Origin of the sequence: Kitasatospora sp. NPDC094016 (assembly GCF_040304045.1) — a bacterium.
Classification (GTDB): domain Bacteria; phylum Actinomycetota; class Actinomycetes; order Streptomycetales; family Streptomycetaceae; genus Kitasatospora.
On the sequence record NZ_JBEOUK010000048.1, the window covers coordinates 19,621 to 40,821 of the forward strand.

Here is a 21,201-nt window from a genome sequence, read left to right on the forward strand (position 1 = left end):
ATCGCCGACCGGCGGGCCGTGGCATGCTTTCCGGTGTCGGCCGAACCGGCCGGTCGCGATGGGTCGCGAAAGGGGGCGACAAACATGGATTTTCGCATCTTGGGGCGGGTGGAAGTCCTCCAGGGGGAAACCCCGGTGAGGATGCAGCACAAAACCCTTCAGTTCCTCGCCGCTCTGTTGCTGGCGCCCGGCCAGTGCGCCTCACACTCGGAGATCACGAAATGCGTCTGGCCGGGCGAGCATTCGAACACGGTCCGAATTCGCCAGTATTCACACAAGTTGCGGCATGCTGTTCCGGACATCTCCGTCGAGAACGGTGCCGGGTTCTGCCGGATTCAGGTGGACACCCATCAAATCGATTACCTGCGTTCCCAGGGGCACGTGGACCGGGCCGCCGGCGCACCGGACCCGTCGGCCCGGCTCACGGAACTCAGGTCGGCACTCGGGGAGTGGCGAGGAGAACCCCTGGAGGGCCTTCCCGGCCCCGGATTCGCCCGGAGCCGAGAAGCCCTCCTGGCTCAGCTCCGGGACACGACCTCCGGCTGCGTCCGGGCCGAGCTGGAGTGCGGGCAGTACGGTGCCGCGCTCCGGCGCGTCCACGAGGCGCGTGAGCGCTGGCCGGCCAGCGAGACGCTGCTCGAACTGAACGTCCGGATCCTGGAGGCCCAGGGCCGGCCGGACGAGGTCGAGCCGCTGCTGACCGTCTGGGAGCGGCAGTTCGGACGGTCCACCGTGCACCTGCGGCTCGCCCCCGAAGCGGCGCACGAACCACCGCGCGCATGGCCCGTGCCCCGCCAGCTTCCGCCCCAGCCGCCCGACCTGGTCGGCCGGGACGCCCAGGTCGACCAGGTAAGCAGCACCCTGCTGGGCCGGACGAGAGGCCGCTCCAGGATCGCGGTGGTCTCCGGTATGCCCGGGGTCGGCAAGACGCTCCTTGCGGTCAGGACGGCGAGCGAGGTCCAGCCATACTTCCCCGACGGCACCCTCTACGTCGACCTCGGCGGCTTCTCGTCGCGGGAGCCGGAGCGCTACGAGCACCTGCTCGCCAGGTTCCTTAACGACCTCGGCGTGCGGCCGACCACCTCCACGCGGGACGGCATGCTCGCCGCCTACCGCACCACGCTCGCGGACCGGGCCGTCCTGCTGATCCTGGACAACGCCCTCGACGAGCAGCACGTTCAGCGTCTCCTCCCGGGGCCGGGAAGCAGCGCCGCGATCGTCACCAGTCGCCGCCAGCTGCACAGCCTGTGGGTCAACGAGGGCGCCGACATCGTCAACCTCACTCCGCTGAACCGGCCTGCCGCAGTCGAACTGCTGCGGATCCAGCTCGGCGAACAGCGGATGAAGCTGGCCACCCCGTTCGTCGAGGACTTCGTCCAGTACTGCGCGGGAATGCCCCTGGCACTGGCGATCACCGCCGCGCAGATCCTCAGGCGCCCGACACAGGCGCTCGGGGACATCAGCCGCGGCCTCCGCGAGGAAAGCACCCGGCTGCACCAACTCGACCTGGGCACGGAGGAGACGAGCGTCCGGCTGATGTTCGAGACCTCGTTCAAACTCCTGCCCTCGAAGGCGCAGCACCTCTTCTGGCAGCTGGCAGTGCACCCAGGCCCCACCATCAGTTGGACCACCGTACGTGCCCTCCGGCCGGACGACCCAGTCGGCACCAGCAACGCGTTCGACGAGATCGTGAGCATGAACCTGGTGTCCGAGATCTCCGACTCCCGCTACGCCCTGCACGACCTGATCCGGGTCTACGCCGGCGATCTGGCGGCGCAGCGGAGCGCGTCCGAGCGGGCCGAAGTGGCGGAACGGATCCTGGAGTTCCTGCTGCAGAACGCCGCGGCCTGCGACCGTCTTCTGGACTCTGCCCGGGAACTACCGATCGGCGAGCCGCGCGGGATCCGCGTCGACGTCCCGGCGGATGCCGCCGGGGCGATGGCCTGGTTCGAGGCCGAGTACTCGACGCTCACGGCCGTGATCGGGACGGCCGAGGCCCGCCGACTCGACCGCTACACCTGGCTGCTGCCGATGGTGCTGGTCCCCTTCCAATGGCGCTCCGGCCGCAACCTGGACATCCTCCGCCATCTGACCGGCGCCCTCGAAGCAGCCCGACGGGTCGCGGCACCGGCGGACGTCGCCATGGTCCACCGGATGCTCGGCGGCACTCATCGCCGTCTCGGGGACCTCGCCCGGGCGACTCGTGAACTGCGCAACGCGGTACGGCTGAGCGAGGAGAACGGGGATGTCCGCGGCGCCGCCCTCGGCCACCACACGCTCGGAGTCATGCTGCGTGAGAACGGCGCGCCGGGCGAGGCACTCGAACACCTCACCCTGGCGCTGACCGCGTTCCGGGAACTCGACGACGTCCTCGGTCAGGGCACGGCGCTGAGCGGCATCGGCGTCGCCCACTACGACCTCCGGCGGTACAGCGTCGGCCTGGACTACTGCCGGCGATCCTTGACCCTGCTGGGCGGCACGGACGATGTCAACGGCCAGGCGTACGCGTTGTTCAGCCTGGGCCGGATCCAGGTGGCACTCGGCGACCACCGGATCGCCGTCGCCGACTTCGTCCGCGCGGTGCGGCTGTACCGGTCGCTGACCTACCCGAGCCGGGAGGCCAGGACTCTCGTCTGGCTCGCCGACACCCTCGCCCTCGCCGATCGGCCCCTGATGGCGGCCCAGGCGGTCGCCCAGGCCCGCTCCCTGTTGGTCAGGCTCGGCGAGAGCGATCCCGACTCGGCCGTCGAACGCCTCAGGTCCCAGCTGTGAGGGCCGGACGGCCGGGGTCCGCCCGGTGGCTCAAGTCCGCCACAGGCCGCGACGGTAGTAGGCGGTCGGATCAGGCTTCGCCGCCTTCGGAGACGGGGCCGACCCGAACGCGGGCAGCATCGGCCGCAGGTAGCCGGGCAGCTCGTCCACCACTGTCGGGCGTTCGCGCGGGTCGAGGGAGACCATCGACAGCCCCAGGCTCCGGAGGTCGTCGGGCATCACGGCTCGGAGGCCGGCTGGGAACGCCCGTTCGGCGCCGTCGAACGGGTACTCCGCGTCGGCGTACGGCAGCTCGCCGGCGACCATCTGGAACAGCAGAGCGCCGAGGGCGAAGACGTCGGCCCGCGGTGTGAGCACCGCATCCGGCACGTACTGCTCCGGCGATGCGTACCCCCTGCTCCCACACGGCAGCTCCCGGATGGCACCCGATACTGCGGAAATCCCCACGTCCAGCAGCCGCACGCAGCCGTCGAACTGGATCATCACGTTCTTGGGCGTGACGTCACAGTGGACGTACCCCTTCGTGTGCAGTCGGGCGAGGATGTCGCAGAGCTGCCCGATGACCGAGACCGCCGCCAGCACCGGAACCGGCTCGTGCTCCTCGATCCACTGGGCGACCGTGACACCGTCAACCAGTTCCATGACCAGGAATCTCCGGCCGCTTCGACCGATTTCACCCCAATCGAAGACCTTGGGGATTCCCCGGATCTCCAAGATGTCCAGCATCCGTTTGCATTCCTGGTCCATGAGATTGCTGTAATGGCCGTAGTCGGTAGTCAAGTCGAACGTCCGAGCGGTTTGCAATTTTATCGCCACCTCCCGTCCGACCGCCATGTCCCGGCAGACGAAGATCTCGCCCATACCTCCCTTACCAAGCTCTCGGATCACCTTGTAGCAGCCTTTTCGGCCATTGAGCATCGCCCCAGGAACCAACGCACCCGCTCCTTACGGAAAAGAAAGCACCCCGGCCGGCTCGGCCGAACACCGGGGCCCAGAAAAGTGAGGTCAGTATGACAGCCAGTTGGCCGCCCGAAGGACTGGTCGGTGATTCCTCCACCGTTCGGATAAGCCTCGGCATGTTCGGCCCGGAGCAATACCGCTGCCCGGCGTCCGACGTGTTCAAGGCCCACGGACTCCGTGCCCGTGAACGGCCCCGGTGGAAGCCCGAGGCCCTGGAGGCGTTCACCAACGGCCCGTTCATGGCGGCGGCAGACGAACTCGAACGGACGGTGGACGAGCTGCCCCCGAGCGCGCCGCGCCGCGGGCGGCCGCGTCCGCTGCACGACGGCGTTCGACAGTGGACCGCACATGCGCTGCGTATGTACCGCGAGGCGTTCCCGGACGACTCCGGACTCCGCCCCGCCCGCGCACCGTGGGTCTACCGGCACCAGGGGCCGGCGCCCGACGGCCCGAACGGCGTGGAGTACCGGATCACCGCCTGGGGCCGGTACTTCGAGTCTCCCGACGCTCGACTGCGTGAGCTGCGGCTGCCCGTCAACCGGCTTCGGGACCGCACCGATGCGGAACGCGCCGTGGCCGCCCTCGTCGCGGCAGAGGGAACGCCGGACCCGAGGGTCGAACAGGTCAGGGTCGTCCAGTTCGCGCTCTCCGACGGGCGGGCGCAGAGCGTCTTCGAGGGCACCCGACTGGAGGCTGTCGCGGCTCACCGGGCCCACGGGGCGCCAGCGGTACGGGCGTTGCTCGACGGCCGCGAGTACCGGCCCGGCTCAGCCTGCGCCTCGTGTGCCATCGCCCCGGCCTGCCCCACCCTCCGGCGCGCGGGCGGTCTGCTCGGCGTCTCGGACCGGAGCCGGCCGCGCCGCACCTGGTCCTCGACCACCGGCCGGGCACACCGCAGCTGCCCGGCCCGCGGCTACCTGCGCGGCCTGCGGCTTCCGGTCGACGGCAACCGGGAGCGGGGCGCCGCCGCCGAGCGCGGCCGGGCGATCCACGCCTTCCTCGCGAAGCGGCACGCGCAGCGGCCGCGCACCCCGTGCCGGGCCGAGATCCCGGGCGACTGGGTGCCCGAAGGCTACCGGCTCCCGGACGAGGAGCGCCGGCTCGGAGCCCGGCTGCTACGCCATCACGCCGAGGCCTGCCCGCTGCACATCGTCGGGCCGGAGTCGCGGGTAGAGGTCGAACCCAAGCTCGCGTTCGACGACACGGCGGCCGACCTCGTCGTCCTGACGGAGCCCGATCTGCTGTACCAGGAGAGGAACGGGGCCTGGGTCTGGCGGGAGACGAAGACCTCCGGCAGCGACCGCGCCTGCCGCGACCCGTTGGCCTCGTACCCCCAACTAGCCTTGGCCCTCAGGATCATCGGCGCCGGCGCACTCGACGACGGGCAGGCGGGGCAGGCCGGCGGCCGGGTCGAACTGGAGGTTCTCCAGCCCGGCGGCGTCGACCTCCACACCCTCGACCCGTTCGACCCACGCACCCACGCCGCCGCCGAGGCGGCGGTGCGCGAGCAGGTGGCGGGCTGGCACTCCGAAGACCTGTTCGCGGCCGTCCCCGGCCCGGACTGCGCGGGCTGCGAGATGGCCCGGTGGTGCTCGGCGCGGCAGCCCCGACAGGCCGCGCCGGAGGCCACACCGTGACCGTGGACGGGCCCTCGGACACTGAACTGCTCGCCGCGGTGGCACGGGGGGTGATCGACCTGACGGCCACCCAGCCGTCGACCTTCCGGCTGCCGTACCCGTCGAGCCTCCAACTCGCCCTGGATCGGGTGGTCCTAAACGCGATCATCCGCCGCGCACCAGTGCCCCGCAGCGTGCCGGAGCTGCTGTGCTGGTGCCGCGAACGGACCCCTGAGGAGTGGCTGACACTCCCCCGCGACTTCCTCACCCCCGGCGCCCGGCTGATCCACCGCGCGGTAGGCGAGCCGACGCGGACCTGCGCCGAACTGGCCTCGCTGGGCGCCCTCGGCGTAGTGGAGCAGGAGGCGGAATCCCTCATGGCCCGGCTCGCCGACAGCTGCGGCAGCCCCGCCAGGTTCACGCAGTGCCGTGATTTCCTGATCCGCAAACCGGTGGTCCTACGGTTCGACCCGGTGGAGATGCTGCAGCCGTCCCGCGCGCAGGCCTGGCGGCTGGTCAAGGACTTCTATGGCCCAGTGCCCAGCCACTTCCCGGCCGACGGGCTGGTGCGCTGCTGCTCCGGGTGCGGCCTGCTCGCCAAGGCCGAGACGGCGGACGGCTCCTGGTGCGAAGGCGGCTGCGCCCCCGACGAGCGCAAGCTCGAAGTCTCGCACCAACCCGGCCAAGCGCTGGTTCTCCCCTTGGCGTTGCGGCTCTTCGTCGCTCTCCCCGGCCGCACCGAACTGGCGGTCCGCTCCCGCCTCGGGGAACGTGGTGGCCCGTTCGCGGCAGGGCTGGGCGTCCACCAGATTCCGGGCCGTAACGGGGCGTTGCGGGCCTACCAGGTGCACGACCGGGAGCAGCCGGGGCCGGCCGCCCTGCGGGCGGCCGAGGTGGCCGCCAGGCTCGGCGGACAGCTGGACGTCGTCGTCCCGGACAGCCGGGCGGCGAGCCCGGCGTACCGGCAGGCCTTCGAGCAGGCGCTGCCGGTCGGCGCGCGAGTGCGCCTGATGTCCGTCAGCGAGTTCACCGGACACGAGTCGACCGATGGAACGTGGAGGGGTCATGCGTAGCACCGCCCAGTCCCTGACCGAGGTGGTCAATCAACTGTCGGACGCTTCCGACGGGTTGCACCCGCCGCGACTGCAGTCCCTGTGCGAGATCGAGATCGGGCTCCATCTCCAGGAGAGGTTCGTGCCCGGCGCGCCAGCCGCGGACGCCTGGGCCCTGTTCAGCGGCTACCCGTTCGCCCGGGCCTGGGGAGCGGTCGACCCGGCCGGAGAGCGGACACTCCGCACCGCCCGGCACACCCTGTGGACCTGGGGCCGCCGGCTGGCCTGGACCGAAGCGCTGGAGGAGTACCAGCGACTCGACCGCCAGCTGCGCGCCTACGAGGTCACGGATCCGGACCGTCCGGCCGTCGGCCGCCCTTCGCTGTCCGTGGCCCCGGATCGCTGGGAGGTCTACGACCGGCTCCTCCGGGCGGCCCCGGTGTTCGCCGGACGGCCCCTGGTGGTCGCCGGCCCCGGTCGGCACGCCTTCCCGATCGGCCGCCACCTGACCAGCGTCCGGCTCCCGACCTCGGCCCCGCCTCCCCCGGTACGCCACGACCTCGCTGCGCCATCGGCCAACAAGGGCGAACCGCTCACCTTCGAGTGGTGCGAACTGCTCGACACAGCAGCCTTCATGGACGCTCGGCTGTCCGAGAACTGGGTCGGCCGTTTGACGGGCGTCCGCCTCTTCACTCGCCGGAACGGATACTTCCGACGTTCCGAGAGCTTCGAAGTAGTCCGGCTCCAACACCTGTTGGGCATCGTCGGCGCCGGTAAGAGCACCCTGCGGGACGTCCTAGCGGTGCACCTGGCCCGCCGTGGCCTCCGGGTCACCGTGGTCGTCGGGGACGTGGCCGAGCAGCTCAGGCTCGTCCGGCTGTACAACGCGTACGTGCCCGACACGGCCGCCCCCGTGATCGGCGCCTCCAGCCGCCAACAGCACGCCGAACGGCTGCACCGGCGCCTGGTCGGCAGCGGCCGGCGCAACCTACTCGCCCACGACGACCCCGGGTTCGACTACCTCAGCACCTCCTGCGCAGTAAACGCGCTGCGCTACGAGGATGGCCAACTCGCCGACGATCTACTGGACTTCACCGAGGCGCCGTGCACCCGGCTGCAAGCACCCAACCGCCGGCGCGGCGCCCGCGACGACTCGTGGAGCCGACAACCACTGGCCTGCCCGTTCTGGTCCGGCTGCCCCCGCCATCACGGCGCCCGGGAACTCGTCGGCGCGACCGTCTGGGTCGCCACTATCGCCAGCCTGATCGACTCAGCGGTGCCGCACCCGCAGAACCACGAACGGATCCGCTACCTCGAACTCGCCTGCCGGCGCAGCGACCTGGTGATCGTCGACGAGGCGGACCGGGTGCAGATGCAGCTCGACAGGATGTTCGCCCCGGCCATCCCGCTGATTGCCAACAGGCCTGACAGCCAGTCCTTCCTCTACGACGTCAACCAGCACCGCCTCCGGGAACTGGCGGGCGCCGGCCAGATCCAGCTGTCCAACCGCGATGTGGAGAACTGGTCCGCCGCCGTCAACACCACCCAGACCGCCGCCGACCGACTGGTCGCCATGCTGGTCAGCAACCACGGCCTGCGCACCTGGGTCAGAACCGGGTACTTCAGCGCGTGGACCCTCCAGCTTCGCCTGCTGGAGGAACGGTACCCGCTCCCGGAGGACCGCGACGACACGCCCGCCGACACCGCGGAGCCAGCGGCGGAGCACCCGCACCGGGAGCCCCGACGCAAGCTCACCGAGGTCCTGGACGCCTTCCGGGACAACCCCTTCGGCGACCGGCGGCCACCCACCCCGGAGGGCGCGCAGCTCACCAGCCTGCTCGGCGAGCTCCTACACACCACCTACCGCGCGAACACCCGGATCCGGCTGAAGGAAGTGCTCTGCCAAGTCTTCGACCTCGATCCCCTGTTGGAGCCCACGGCGGCTGGCCGTGAACGCTACGAGCGGCTGTGCAGGCGGGCGAGCGGCGAACCGGACGAAGCCGAGGAGAACACCCGCCACCGCCGCGCAGCAACCCGGCGCAGGCGGAAGGACCGGCTGCCGCCGAATCCGCAGGACTGGCTCGAACTGCTGTTGAACCGCTTCGAGTTCACGCTCCTTCTGAGTGCGCTGGAGCCCCGTCTCGCCCTGGTCAACGCGATGTGGCCGCGCGTCGCGGCGGCCCTCAACCTGGGATTCAACGAGATGTACCGCCGCCCGCTGGACTACGGGCCGATGGTGCCCGAGGCCCCGATGGGCAACGTCATCGGGTTCCAGTTCCTGATGGACGGCCCCGACCCGGGCGGGGTTCGCAGCGGAGAGCTCCGCTTCTTCCGGTGCAGCGGGGTCGGCCGGGAACTGCTCCGGGTGATGCCCGACCTGCCGACGGTGGACGGCCGCCCCGGCACCAACGTGTTGCTGATGTCGGGCAGCAGCTGGGCCGGCCGCTCCAGCCGCTACCACGTCCAGGTGCCGATCGGCGCCATCATCGAGCCGGACCCCCGGGAGCTGGACCGGATCGCCGAACAGAGCGAGTTCCGTTTCGAGTTCATCCGCGAGGATTGCGGGTGCCGGTCCCGCTGCCGGTGCGAGTTCGCCAACGAGGCGCAGCGGCTCTCGGGCGAGCCGCTCGACCTGCGGGCGGACGTGCTGCGCCGGATGGTCACCGCCCTCGGCAGGAACGACCACGGATCGAGCCGACTCCAGGAGGAACTGAAGCTCCTCCCCGAGAGCCGCCGGCACATTCTCCTCCTGGTCGGGAGCTACGACGAGGCCGCGGTGGTGGCGGATACCCTGCACACCCTCAACAAGCGCTGGAAGGGCCGGGTGTGGCGCCTCGCCGCCGACGATGATCCGGGAGCCGGCACCTGGGCAGAGGACGACGAGAACCACGCGCCCGTCCTGCGCAGGGGCGACGTCGAGACGCTCTCCAGGACCAAGGCCGAGGTCCTGGTGGCCCCCCTATTGGCGGTCGAGCGGGGGCACAACATCCTCGACGTCGACAAGCAGCACGCGGCCATCGGGTCCGTCTACTTCCTCGCCCGGCCTAATCCGCGCCCCGACGACCTCGCCCTGGCCGTGCACGCGATCAACGACTGGATCGTCCGGGCCGTCGGGAGCGGGGAGTTCGACGGCTGGGTGCGGAGCGAGTCCACTCCGGGCCGCGGCGCCCGCAAGGTCCGGGACCAGGCCCGCTCCCGGTGGTACGCCGTCCTCGCCCGGAGCCTGGCCTGGAGCCGGCTGGGCGACGACGACCGCCTCCAGGTCACCTGGGACCTCCTCGTGCTCATCTGGCAGGTGATCGGCCGTTCCGTCCGGGGCGCGGTCCCGACCCGGGTGGCTTTCGTCGACGCCGCCTTCGCGCCCAACCTGGCCACCGGCCGACCGGTCGACGAACCGGACACCCCGCGGACCAGCCTCCTGCACAGCATCCACGCCGTCCTCAAGCCCTACTTCACCCCGGGCGCCGCCGTCCCCGAGGCCGACCGTCACATCGTCCAGGCGCTCTATCGGCCGCTGTGGACGGCTCTCGACCGCTGCCTGAGCACCCTCGACAACGAGAGGAACACCGCGTGTACCACCTGATCAGCACGACCGCGTACGAGCCGGACCCACGCACCGGCCCCTGGATCGAGCCCTACCGGATGATCGGATTCCCCGACGAGTGGCGAGAGGAGTTCATCGGGCTCTACCGGCGGCGCTGGCGTCGGCGGGAGCAGCCCGTCGGCCTTCCGATCCGCAAGCTCAACGAGCTGCTGCGCGCCACGGCCCCGGGCCTGATCGCCACCGGCCGGGGAGCCGGCGGCAGCGCCGAGGTGCCCTGGTTCTACGCCTCCCAGGACATGCCAGCCGAGCTGGTCGGCCCCCTACTGGCCTCCTGGGTGATGACCCTGCCGCCCCTCGACGACATCGACGCCGAACGCGCGGTCGACCACCGGGCAGCCCTGGACCGGGCTCTGGCGCTGATCGACGAGCACAGCCCGCAGTGGCGGCACGAGCCCGTGGACCTCACCGCCGCCCGGCTCACCGACGGCGGCACCGCCCAACCCGACCGCAGGCTCTACCACCTGCTGCCCGAGCAGATCGGGGCCAGGCTCGCTGCCCGCCCGCTGCGGCTGGGCGGCGTCGACCTGTCCTTCCGGCTGGTCACCCGGGAGCAGGGCGTCGAGCTGGTGAGCTGGCCACCGCGGCGGTACACCCGCGGGAAGCGCATCTGGCACTACTCGGCGCTGGTGACCGTCACCGTCCAGACGGTGCCGTTCGCCTCGCGCTTTCGCGTGCACGTCGACTACGGGATCCGCCGCTGGGTGAGCGGATCACAGGTCTGGATGCCCCCCGGCCGCGGCACCACCGTCCTGCTCGACACCCCGCTGCCCTGGCCCGGCGACCACGGCCCGTGCCGACGCCTCACCGCCAACAAGCTGGCCTTCAATCGCCGCCTCGGCATGCCCGCCTGGCGCCGTCACAGCCTCGTCGAGCTGCTGCCCGAACTCGACGTGCTGCGCGCCTACCCGAAGCCGGCCGAGCTGATCGCCGACCCGGCGGACTGGCTCGAAGGCCGGGACGGGGTGGCCGCCGGCGTCGTGCACAGCACTGCGATGGGCAAGCACGGCGTCGGCACCGGGCTCATGCCGCTCGAACGGTCGCTCGTCGACCAGTGGGCCGAGGAGGGCCTCGCACCGGTGTTCCGCCGGGTGGCCGGTCTGGAACGCGCGCACCGCAAGCCGACGCCCGTACTCCTGCCCAGCACACCGGCGAAGGACTCGCAGGTACGGGACGAACGTGCGCAGCAGCGTTTCCGGGCCCGCCGTGGCGCGGTGCACGCGGCACTCGACGGCCGTCCGCTGCTGGTCGACGTCCTGTGGCAGACCGAGGAGACCCGGGACGAGCTCGTCGCCGCGCTCCGCGAGTGGCTCGGGCTCCCGGCGGGCTCCGGCCCGGTGGACGACGGTCAGGAGTGGCAGGTCGGCGACCTGCACGTTGTGCTGCGGGCCCGCCCGCTCGGAAGCCTGGGGGCCGCGCTGGAACTCGACGACGGGCCCGGCTGGCCCCACTCCCAGGTGCTGTCCGCCGCCATCCGGGAGCGCGCAGCCCGCACGGCCGACTTCCTCGGCTCCGGGATCGATCCGGTCGGGCTGGCGCTGGTGGAGACGCTCGGCCCGGAACGGTTCCCCGCTTCCGACTCCGATCCCAAGTCTGCGCTGCGTCACGGCTGTGCCGCCGCCCGCCGGGTCAGCCAGTTCATCGTCGTCCCGGAGGACTCGGAGGCCGCCGTCGCCCTGCGCGCCCGATCCGCGCTGGCCGACGGGATGCGCCAGCTCGGTGCCGTGGTTCCGCCGGACCAGCGGCTGGACGAGGAACTAGCGGACGACCTCCAGTACCTGGCGCTCTGGCAGGTCCGGCGGCAGGCCGACGGGCCGACCCGCAGGGCCGGTCGGCACCTGGTCGCCCTGCGCATTCGTCCGCGCGACCCGGTGCACCCGGTGCGCGGCTGGGACGACACCATCAAGGCGTGGGTGCCGTATGCCGACTTCCTGATCAGCCTCACGGCGGACAGCTCCGGGGTGGACCCCGCCCGGTCAGGCCGGAGCGCTCCGACCACCGACGAGCGGCGCGACGAGGTCGAGCGTCGGATCAGGTCACTGCTCTTTCAGGTGCGCGGCCGGCCGACCCTGCTGCTGGCGAACAGCGGCAACCTGCGCGAGACCTGGCCAGGCCTGAACAACCGGCAGTTGGAGAAGGACATGCTGGCCTTCCACGGCCAGTCGCCGGTGCGTGTCGCCCTGCACGGCGCGGACCTGCGAATCGTCCTGCTTCGCGACACGAACAACCGGGGCGAGACCCCCCAGTGGTACGCGCCCGCCACGACCGAGGAGGAGCCGCCGGGCTTCTCCGCCGGCCTGTGGGCGCCCCATGACGCGGACCCCGATCACCGGGTGTTCCTCAGCACTGTCGGCAAGCCACCCACCGCGGGCACCGTACGACGCGACCTCCGCAAGTTGGTCCCGGACCAGAAGTGGCCGAACGGGCCTGCGGCCACCGCCTGGAACCCGCAGGCGTTGGAGCTCACGGTGCTGGGCTGCCTCTCCTCGGCCGCCCTCGCGGCGGCCGAGCGCACCGACACCGCTGCGGACCGGCCAGCCGTGGTCGCGGCCGCCACCCACCAGCTGCGCTTCCACGACGAGTACCACCCGCTCGCGCGGCCGCTCCCGCTCCATCTGGCGAAGCTGGCCGAGGAGTACGTCCTGCCGCTCGCGCCGCTTCCGGCCGAGCGGGCCACTGAACAGACCCCCGAGTAGCGGTGCGCGGGTGGAGGCCCCGACCTGCGGGGCCTCCACCGCCCTGACCTCGCACCACACCGAACGGAAAATTTGTATGACTTATAGGTCGCCCCGCCACCCCACCGGATTCTCCGACTAGGATGATTCCGACTCGAAAACCCTATGTAACAAGCGAGTTCAGCAAAGTGGACGCCATCCGCGGGCATGGATGGGTCAAGGAATCACGCCCCAAGGGAGCGCACTATTGGGTGGCGATTCGCGCGCATCCGCCGCGGTCCGACAAATCGCAGCGCTGGTCGGGGAGTTCTCAGACGGAGCGACGCCCGACGCACTGGTGGCCCTCGCGCGTGACCGCCATCCGGGCCTCCCCCGCCCCCGGGTGCTCAAACTCGCCGATCAGGCTGTCACTGCCGGACTCCTCACCAGGATCAACGGACTGTTCGTCATCAATGATGTGCCTTATGCCAGTTCGCCAGAACCCGGTGAACCGGCAGCCCAGGCCGCCGGACGAAGCGGGCTCCGCGCCGTCGCGATCGACCTGGAGAGCGTCGTCACGGCCGTTCCCGCCGATCCCTATCTCGAACGCCACGTGTACCAGGCGGCAGCGGTGCGCTTCGGCACCGACCAGGACTGGATCAAGACCGCTCCCAGTTGGCAGCGCTACCTCCAGCTCTCCTGCGACACCGACGAGATCCGCATTCCGGCGACCCGCAGACGGGTACAGGCCGACGGGGTCCCGGCCGGCCTGGCATGGCAGGAACTGGCCGCCTTCCTCGCCGGGGCGGACGTCGTAGTGGCGTACAACGGGACCGGCCTGGACTTCCCCCTCGTCCGGGAGTCCGCTCGGCGCGCGGACTGCGACGATCCGTTGGCCGGCCTGCGGACGGCGGACGCGCTCTACCTCGCACACGCGATCTGGCCCGTCGCCCCCCTTCACCGGCTGCACGCGTTGGCCGCCGAACAGGGCGTCCCCGCATCGGGCCTGCGCCCGCACACGGCCCCACACGACGCCGAACTCCTCGTCCGCCTGCTGACCCGCGCGGCCGCCGAGGTCCGGGGTTGGGGCCAGGACCTTCGTGACCTAGTCCGGACCGCCTGCTCAGACTCGCCAACGTGGCGAATACTGTTCGAACTCTCGGACGCTCCGATCCGCCCCGACACCGACGTCACCTCATGGGACCAGCAGCGGGTGATCCGACTGGTGAGCGCCGAGCTCGCCGACCACCGCCCCCGACGGGACTCCCAGGAACTACACCGGGGGCGGCGCCCCGTGCAGCTCCCCACGGACCTTCTCGGCGAGGACGGCCGGGTGGACCCGACTGCACTCGCCGCGGTCGTCCACCGGACCAGGGCGACACCGCGGCCGGCCCAGCAGCAGATGGCAACCACCCTGCACGACTGGGCCCATTCCGGCACCTCCGGCCTACTCGAAGCCCCCACCGGAACGGGCAAGAGCTACGCGATTCTGGCCACCGCACTCACCTGGCTCGCGGGCGCTCCGGGGCGAAGGGCGGTCATCGCCACCTTCACCAAGCAGTTGCAGAGCCAGCTCGCCCACGACCTCACGGACCTCGAAGCGGCGCTGCCCGGTCTCCTGCAGCTCAGCGACCTCGTGAAGGGCCGCTCCAACCGGCTCTCCCTGGCCGCGCTGACGGCCGCACTGGCCCAGGCCGCCCAGGGCAGGTCCGAGTCTCGCGGCCGGGCCCGCCCGGTGGAGCACCGCCGGTTCCGAGAGCTGGCCGTCTACCTCCTGCTGCGGCTGCGCGCCGCCGCCGAGCCCCCGCTCTCCTGGACGGCCAGGTCGGTGGACCCGGTGGATCTGCCCGCGTTCCTCTCCGAGTACACCGACCGCGCCCTCGGGCCGTGGCTCGAATCGCTGTCCCAGCGCGACGGTGACTACGCGCCGAACGAGCGGACCCCGATCGCCGCCCACACCGACACCGTGCGCGAGGCGATGACCGGCCACCGGCTGCTCCTGGCGAACCACGCGCTGGCCCTTTCCCACGTCGACGACCTCCAGTCCCTCGGCCGCGACACCCTGCTGGTCATCGACGAGGCCCACGAACTGGAGAACGCAGCCACCTCGGCACTGACGACGGCCGTCGACTACCAGGCCTTGGAGGAACTGCTCTCCGAGTGCAGCGCCTGGCTCGCCGACGCCCGCGGTGGAACCGCCAGGGATCGGGTCACGGACGCCATCGCCGCCCTGGAAGCACTGCTGGACGGGGAGCAGCTGCCGAGGCTCGCGGCCCGAGCCTTCGACGCCCGAGCACGGGGTGTCGGGGTACGGATCGGCAACCGCAGCGCGGTCCTGGCGAGTCCGTACGCGGGGACCTCCGGAAGCACGGAGGCCAGGGGCGTCCAACGGCTCCTCGCGGACTTCGCCCGGGTGGTCGGCTCGGTGTCCGCCCTGCTCACCCGCTACGTCGTCGAGCACACCGACGCGCTCGACGGCCTGGCGAAGGAGCGCGTGCTCGCCCTCGCCCGCCGGGCCGGGGACAGCGCTGCAACCCTGGGCCGCCTCGGCGAGGACATCAGCGCCCTGCTCTGCCGCGTGGTGCAGCTGGACGACACCCCAGACCCCCTCCCGTCCCGGGTGGTCTTCCTGGAGGAACTCGCCGAACCCCAGCGCGGCCTTCGCTCCTACCGGTTCCGGCTCGCGTCCAGCCCAATCGACCTGCCCGCGGACCCCGAGTGGCTCCGCTTCCTGGGCCTGCTCCCCCGGGTCTACTACGTCTCCGCGACACTGCGGGTCTCCGGGACCTGGGACTTCATCCGCACCAGGCTCGGGCTGCCGTCGGCCCTCCCGGCGCTCGCTCTGGAGTCGCCCTTCGACCTGGCCCGGCAGGCCGAGCTGGTCTGCTTCTCCGACTTCCCGTCCTGGGCCGAGCAGGAGGAGGGCGCGATGCGCACCCTCGCCCACCAACTCGCCGGCTACGCCCGGGAGTCGGTCCGCCCCCGCGCCGACGGCAACGGGCACGACGGCGGCGCCATGGTGCTCACCACGGCGCGGAAGACCGCCGCGGGAATCGGCGAACTCCTGGAGCAGGAGCTCCGTACCTGCGGTCTCTCCGCCCCGACCGTCAACGCCCTGGTCCTGGGCAACGGCCGGGCCCTCACCGAATTCACCGACCTGGAGGAGGGCGGCGGCTTCCTGGTGGGCACCAAGGGGCTGTGGCAGGGCGTCGATGTGAAGGACGAACAACGACTGCGGCTGGTCTGGATCAACAAGCTCCCGTTCGCGCCCTTCGCCGCGCCGGTGGTCGAGGCCCGTCGCGCGGCGGTCCGGCAGCGGGCCGAGGAAGCCGCTGACCCCGACCCGGAGGGTGTCGCCACCGAGGCGTACTACCTGCCGCTGGCGGCGCTCCAATTGCGTCAGGCCGTCGGCCGACTCATCCGGTCCGACCGCCATCGCGGCGTCGTCGTGATCAGTGACCGCAAACTCGGCGGCAGCACGGCCCTGCGCCGCGCCTATCGGAAGGCCTTCCTCGGCAGTCTGGACGAGGGCCTCCTGCGCCCCGACCCGATCACGGGCGAGCCAGGGGCCGGCAACGTGACGACCATGGCCGACGGCTGGCGGCGGATCTGGGAGTCCATGTCCGGTGCCGGCCTCATCGCCCCGGACCGAGCGGCGGAACTCTGCACGGCCGAGGAACTGGACCGCCACACCCTGCTGCCGTTCACCCGCCGGATCCGCGAACTCGCCCTTACTCCTGAGCAGACCGCCCGGCTGCAGGCCGACGGGGGCCTCGTCGCAGCCGTCCTGGAACGGGCGGGCGAGATCGGCGGCCTGCTCAGGCTCGACGACCGGCCCACGGAGCTCAAACCCGCGCAGGAGCGAGTGATCACCGCCGCCGCGGAGGGCCGCAACGTGCTGGGGCTGCTCCCCACCGGCTTCGGCAAGAGCTACACATTCCAACTGCCCGCGCTCGTCCTGCCGGGCACCACCATCGTGGTCAGCCCGCTCGTCGCGCTGATGCACGACCAGGCGCTGGAGCTCAACCGCTCGATCGGCGGCGCGGTGCGCGCCCTCATCTCACCGCTGCGGGAGTCGAGCAGCCGGGCCGGCAAGACGGAGGTGGCCGACCAGCTGCTGGGCCGCGCGGAGCACGGCATCAAGCTGGTCTACGTCAGCCCGGAGCGCCTGTGCCAGCGGCGGTTCCGCGAACTCGTCCGCCAAGCCGTGGCGGCGGGCCGGGTGACCCGCATCGCCGTCGACGAGGCCCACACCGTGGCCCAATGGGAGGATTTCCGCCCCAGCATGCGCCGCCTCGGCCGGTTCCTCTCCGAGCTGCGCCGGGACCACGGTCTGCCGGTCACCGCAGTGACCGCCACCGCCAACCGCTCCGTCCACGCCACGATGCGCGAGGTCCTGTTCGGCACCGTGCCCGAACCTCCCGCCGCCGCCTCGGCCGAGGAGCGGGCCGAAGCGCTCGGCCCCGTCGGCCGCGGCGGACTCGTGACGGTCAGGGAGAACCCGATCCGCCCGGAGCTGGCGGTCTTCCGGCGCACATTCCGTCGCGGCGGCACCGCCGAGGTCGCGGGCCTGGCCGAGCGGGTCGTGGACGCCGCGGACGGGCATGCGATCTTCTACTGCCTCACCGTCAAGGAGGTCAACGCCCTCCACGCCCACCTCCGCGAGTACGTCGGCGACGCCGGAAAACGCGTCCTGCGGTTCCACGGGCGGCTCTCCGAGGCCGAGAAGGCCGCCGTGATGACCGAGTTCCGCGAAGCCCCCCGCCAGGGTGAGGAGGGCTTCGTCCCCGTCATCATCGTGGCCAGCTCCGCCTTCGGGCTCGGCGTCAACCGACCCGATGTCCGGACGGTCTTCTGCGTCTCGCCGCCGACCGATCTCGCCGCGCTCTACCAGCAGATCGGCCGCGCCGGGCGCGATGGCGCCGACCGGAGGCCCGGGCCCGACGACGGACCGGCGAACACCGCCCTGGCCCTGGCGACCAGTCGGGGCATCCGCACCGTACGGTTCATGACCGCGCAGGACCTCTCCCCGTCGCTGCTCCGTCGCATGGGTTGGGCCGTCCTGAAGCAACGGGGCAGCCTGGACGCGGTCACGCTGGCCGATGCCCTGATGGCGGAGGACGTCGCCGCCGGGCTGCTCGAAGAGGAGGAGATCCGCAAGGGCCACGTGGCCGACCGCTACTCCGGCGGAGTGATGCGGGCGTTCAGCGCGCTGGCCGATCTGGGGGCGGTCGCCGACCTCGGCGACTATCCGCCGCTCTGTGCGGTCAAGGCCGGCGAGGGACACCCCGCTGGCGAGAACCCCGACCCGGCACACCGCGACGACGTCATGGAGCAGTCGATCGTCGCGAGCGTCCTGTCCCTGCCCGATCGTTCACGGCTGCGCGTCGACGGGCTCGACGCCCACCTGGCCCGGAGCGTCGACGGCTACCGGGAGGTCTCCGACGGCCCCGCGGGCAGCTGGGAGATTCTCGCGGACCTCCACGACCGGGGGCTTCTCGACGTCTCCGCCGCGCCGAGCAGGCGGCTGGTCACCGGGCTGCGGGTCGAACGGAACCGGCTGCCCGAGGGATTCCTGCCGCTGGTCTCCCGCCGCGCCGAGCGGGCGCGCGAGGAGCTCGCCCTGCTCAGGGCGTTCTTCGACGAGCCGGCGGTGTGCGCCCAGCGGAAGTTCGCCGACTACTTCGGCGTCGTGGACCTCCCGGAGGGCTGCTGCAGCACCGCACAGTGCCGCTGCTCGGCCTGCTGGGCGATCCCGGACTGGCCGAGGGAACAGCGCCGCCCGACCGTCGCGCTGGCCTTCGAGAATCCGGCCCCGCGCGCCGGGGGGAACACAGACGGCGCACTGCGCGAGCAACGGATCGACCTCAGGGCCTACCGCCTCGCCCGGCGGATGCCCGGCGGAGTGCACGCCCGCTCGCTGTGGCAGGCCCTGCGCGGCGAGGAGTCGTCGTACGACCCGGTGAACCGGCGCCTGGTGCCGCTCCCCCGCCCGCTGCGCGACAGCCCGCACTTCGGCGGGCAGGCCGGACTCCCCTACTCCGAGGTGGAACGGAGCCTGCAACGGCTGGTCGCGGCGGGCGCGCTGGTCGCCACCGTGAACGGCCGCTGGCGGACCCAACCCGTGCCCATGGCCTCCCTGAACACGGCCCGACGCAAAAGGAACGAGGAACGCGCGTGACCCTGGCACCACCCGCACCGTCCGGAGTCTGGCGCCCGTACATCGACGAACCGCTCCTCACGCCCGCCGTCGTGGACGGCCCCGACGCCCTGACGGCACCGGACCTCGACCGGCTCCGCCGATACCTGGCGGCCCTGGTCTCCGCTCGACGCGGTCCGGTCCACACCGCCGTGGCGTTCAACGCCGTCTACTTCGGCTACGACCTCGACGGCCAGGGGTACGGCGGCAGCCCGCTGGACCCGGACGCCTTCCCGGTCGTCACCCTCGGTGAGTGCATTCCCACCATCCCGGTGGGGGCCATGGTGCGCATCGCCACCGGTTCGCAGCCGCTGTACGCCGAAGTCATCTACAAGGAGGGACGCCACTCCGCGACGGGCCCACTGGGCGACGTCCCGGAGTGGGTCTCCGGAGCGCCAGCCGGCGCCGAGCGCAGCGGTGCCGTACCGGGCCCCGACGACGCCCCGGTACGACGCGAGTTGCTGGTCCCCGACGTCCACGCCTTCGGCGACGCGCTCAGCCTCACCGACGCCCAGCTCGGCCGGCTGCGGCTCCAGCAGCGCTGGATCGACCGGAACGGCCACGTCGTGGTCAACGCGCGCTACCCGTTGCCCGGAACGGCCGGGCAGGACGCGCTGACCGCATACACGGACTACCTGCTGCACGAGGCCCGGGCCCAACTACTGAGCCCCGCAGTGCCGGTCTCCCTCGTCGACCTCGTGGCCACCAACGACGACGCGCTGCTCCACGGCGCCCTGCTGCGGATGCTCCGCACGATCGCATCAGTGCTGAACTCCTGCGAGCAGTTGCGCTGTTGGGGCTCGTACGCACTGCCCCGCAGCGCGCTGGCCGCGACCTGGCAAGACGACGGCCCGCTCGGCCGCGGTGACATGAGCAGGCTGGCGACCTCACTGCAACTCGCCGGCCAGGCCGCCGGCCCGCGCCGCCGCGGCATGCCCGCCACCACGACCGTCCACACCGCGATCGGCCCCTGGTTGACGACCGTCACCGGGGCCGCGCCGCTGCTCAGCGGGGTCGACTACGCGGCGGCCGTCTGCCGAGCCAATCTGGCCGTCGCCGACGTCGTGCGCGGGGAGAGCAAGGACGGGCTGTTCGCCAACGGCACCCGGGTCTGCCTCGACGACGCCTTCGAGGGCGGCGGGGTCTGGCGATCGCGCCGGCCGGGCGCGGAGGAGACCACGGCCGACCCGCTGGCCCCGTCCGGGCTCGGCTGGCGCGCCGCGTCGCAACCACCCGCCCCACGGCCCGTCCGCTCCGCGCCGGCCACCGGGCCGGACCCGCGAAGCACCGCCCCCACCGACCAGCCGAGCCCGGCCCCCGTCGACGCACCGCTCGGTGCCACCGGGCCGGCACAGGCAGAACTGCTGCGGGTGTCCGACAGCGAGGTGATGTGGCGCCTACCCCTGCGGCTTGCACACATCATGGACGGCTTCCTGCCCCTGCGGCCACTCATCGCCGACGAGTTGCGTGGCGCTCTGCACCGCGACGGCACCCGCGTCCGTCTCGAACTCGACCACGAGGGCGGGGAGATCGAGGAGTCCCAACAGGTCCAGGACACCGTGCCCGAGCTCTCGGGTGAGCCGGGCCGCCTGTCTGGCATCGACTGGCCGCTGACCTTCTTCCCCGGCATCGAGCTGCTGCTGCAGTGGCCGCGCGGCGGGCGGGTGGTCCGGGCCACCACCATGCTGCTGGAGACGCCCGTCATCGTCGACGGGGACGAGATCCGCCACCGCTACTCCAAGGAGATCCTCACCCGGGAGAGCACCCCCGGCAGCACCCGCGACACCGACTCCCCAGCCGGTCTCGGCGAACGCGACCTGGTCATGCGCGCCGTACGCCGCTGCGGGCTGCTCACCGTGGACGGACACGCCCTCCTCGACCGGTCCGCTCTGCCCCTCACGGTGTACGGACAGCCGCCCGCCACCCGGCAGGCGACGGCACTCGAAGCGGCCGTGGACGAGCTCATCGCCGCCGCGCGCCTCTACCCGGTCACCGGAAGCCGGGACCTCGACGGCCGCCCGCGCTACCCGGCGCGCCCCGACGAACCGGCGATCCCCCTGATCGGATACGCCCCCGTCGTCATCCCGGCGCAACGCGCAGCGCCCGCCGCGGCCGACCCGGGCCACCACTGGCACCCGGCATCGAAACCGCACCAGGTGCACGGCTTCCTACGGCGCCTGAGTTCCGGAGCCACCCCCAGCAACGCCCAACGGGCCGCCTACCGGCAGCACTGCCGAAAGCTCGGCAAGGCCGACGGCTGGGATCTGCCCTCGGGCTACACCTTCGTCACCGAGCACACCCGGGCGCGATGATCCCGTGTCCCACCCTCCCCTCCCCCGAACCGGAG

9 protein-coding genes are annotated in these 21,201 nt (G+C 71.9%); 7 read left to right on the forward strand and 2 right to left on the reverse strand.

Features of this window, described 5'->3' with window-relative positions:
* The first annotated feature begins 339 nt into the window (after positions 1–339).
* Complete coding sequence (locus ABT015_RS31660) at positions 340–2,772, forward strand: ATP-binding protein (RefSeq protein ID WP_350885266.1); 2,433 nt, start codon at positions 340–342, stop codon at positions 2,770–2,772.
* A gap of 30 nt (positions 2,773–2,802) precedes the next feature.
* On the opposite strand, the gene ABT015_RS31665 is transcribed toward ABT015_RS31660, so the two are convergent.
* Positions 2,803–3,690 carry a serine/threonine protein kinase gene (locus ABT015_RS31665; RefSeq protein ID WP_350885312.1) on the reverse strand — a complete coding sequence of 296 codons (888 nt, stop codon included), beginning with the start codon at positions 3,688–3,690 and terminating at the stop codon, positions 2,803–2,805.
* A gap of 92 nt (positions 3,691–3,782) precedes the next feature.
* Between ABT015_RS31665 and ABT015_RS31670 the strand changes: the two genes are divergently transcribed.
* Genes ABT015_RS31670 through ABT015_RS31685 form a run of 4 tightly spaced genes read left to right on the forward strand, consistent with a single transcriptional unit; the run spans position 3,783 to position 12,697 of the window.
* A complete protein-coding gene (locus ABT015_RS31670) occupies positions 3,783–5,369 on the forward strand; it encodes a PD-(D/E)XK nuclease family protein (protein ID WP_350885268.1) in 1,587 nt (528 codons plus the stop codon).
* Positions 5,366–6,421: a pPIWI_RE_Y domain-containing protein gene (locus ABT015_RS31675; RefSeq protein ID WP_350885270.1), complete on the forward strand. Its 1,056-nt coding sequence runs from the start codon at positions 5,366–5,368 to the stop codon at positions 6,419–6,421. The genes ABT015_RS31670 and ABT015_RS31675 overlap by 4 nt, the downstream gene beginning before the upstream one ends.
* The gene (locus ABT015_RS31680) at positions 6,414–9,983 is read left to right on the forward strand and encodes a pPIWI_RE_Z domain-containing protein (protein ID WP_350885272.1); all 3,570 of its coding nucleotides are present in this window, start codon (positions 6,414–6,416) and stop codon (positions 9,981–9,983) included. Before ABT015_RS31675 ends, ABT015_RS31680 begins: the two co-directional genes overlap by 8 nt.
* Positions 9,971–12,697, forward strand: coding sequence for a pPIWI_RE module domain-containing protein (locus tag ABT015_RS31685; RefSeq protein ID WP_350885274.1), 2,727 nt, complete (start codon positions 9,971–9,973; stop codon positions 12,695–12,697). Before ABT015_RS31680 ends, ABT015_RS31685 begins: the two co-directional genes overlap by 13 nt.
* Before the next feature lie 289 nt (positions 12,698–12,986).
* Here ABT015_RS31685 and ABT015_RS31690 read toward each other — a convergent pair whose 3' ends face one another.
* On the reverse strand, positions 12,987–13,268 hold the full coding sequence (locus ABT015_RS31690) for a hypothetical protein (RefSeq protein ID WP_350885276.1): 282 nt from the start codon (positions 13,266–13,268) through the stop codon (positions 12,987–12,989).
* Here ABT015_RS31690 and ABT015_RS31695 point away from each other — a divergent pair, their 5' ends adjacent.
* Together ABT015_RS31695 and ABT015_RS31700 are read left to right on the forward strand one after the other, a co-directional pair.
* Entirely contained in the window at positions 13,269–18,836 is a 5,568-nt protein-coding gene (locus ABT015_RS31695) for a DEAD/DEAH box helicase (protein WP_350885278.1), read from the forward strand.
* A complete protein-coding gene (locus ABT015_RS31700; RefSeq protein ID WP_350885280.1) occupies positions 18,833–21,166 on the forward strand; it encodes a hypothetical protein in 2,334 nt (777 codons plus the stop codon). Before ABT015_RS31695 ends, ABT015_RS31700 begins: the two co-directional genes overlap by 4 nt.
* The last annotated feature ends 35 nt before the right edge of the window (positions 21,167–21,201 follow it).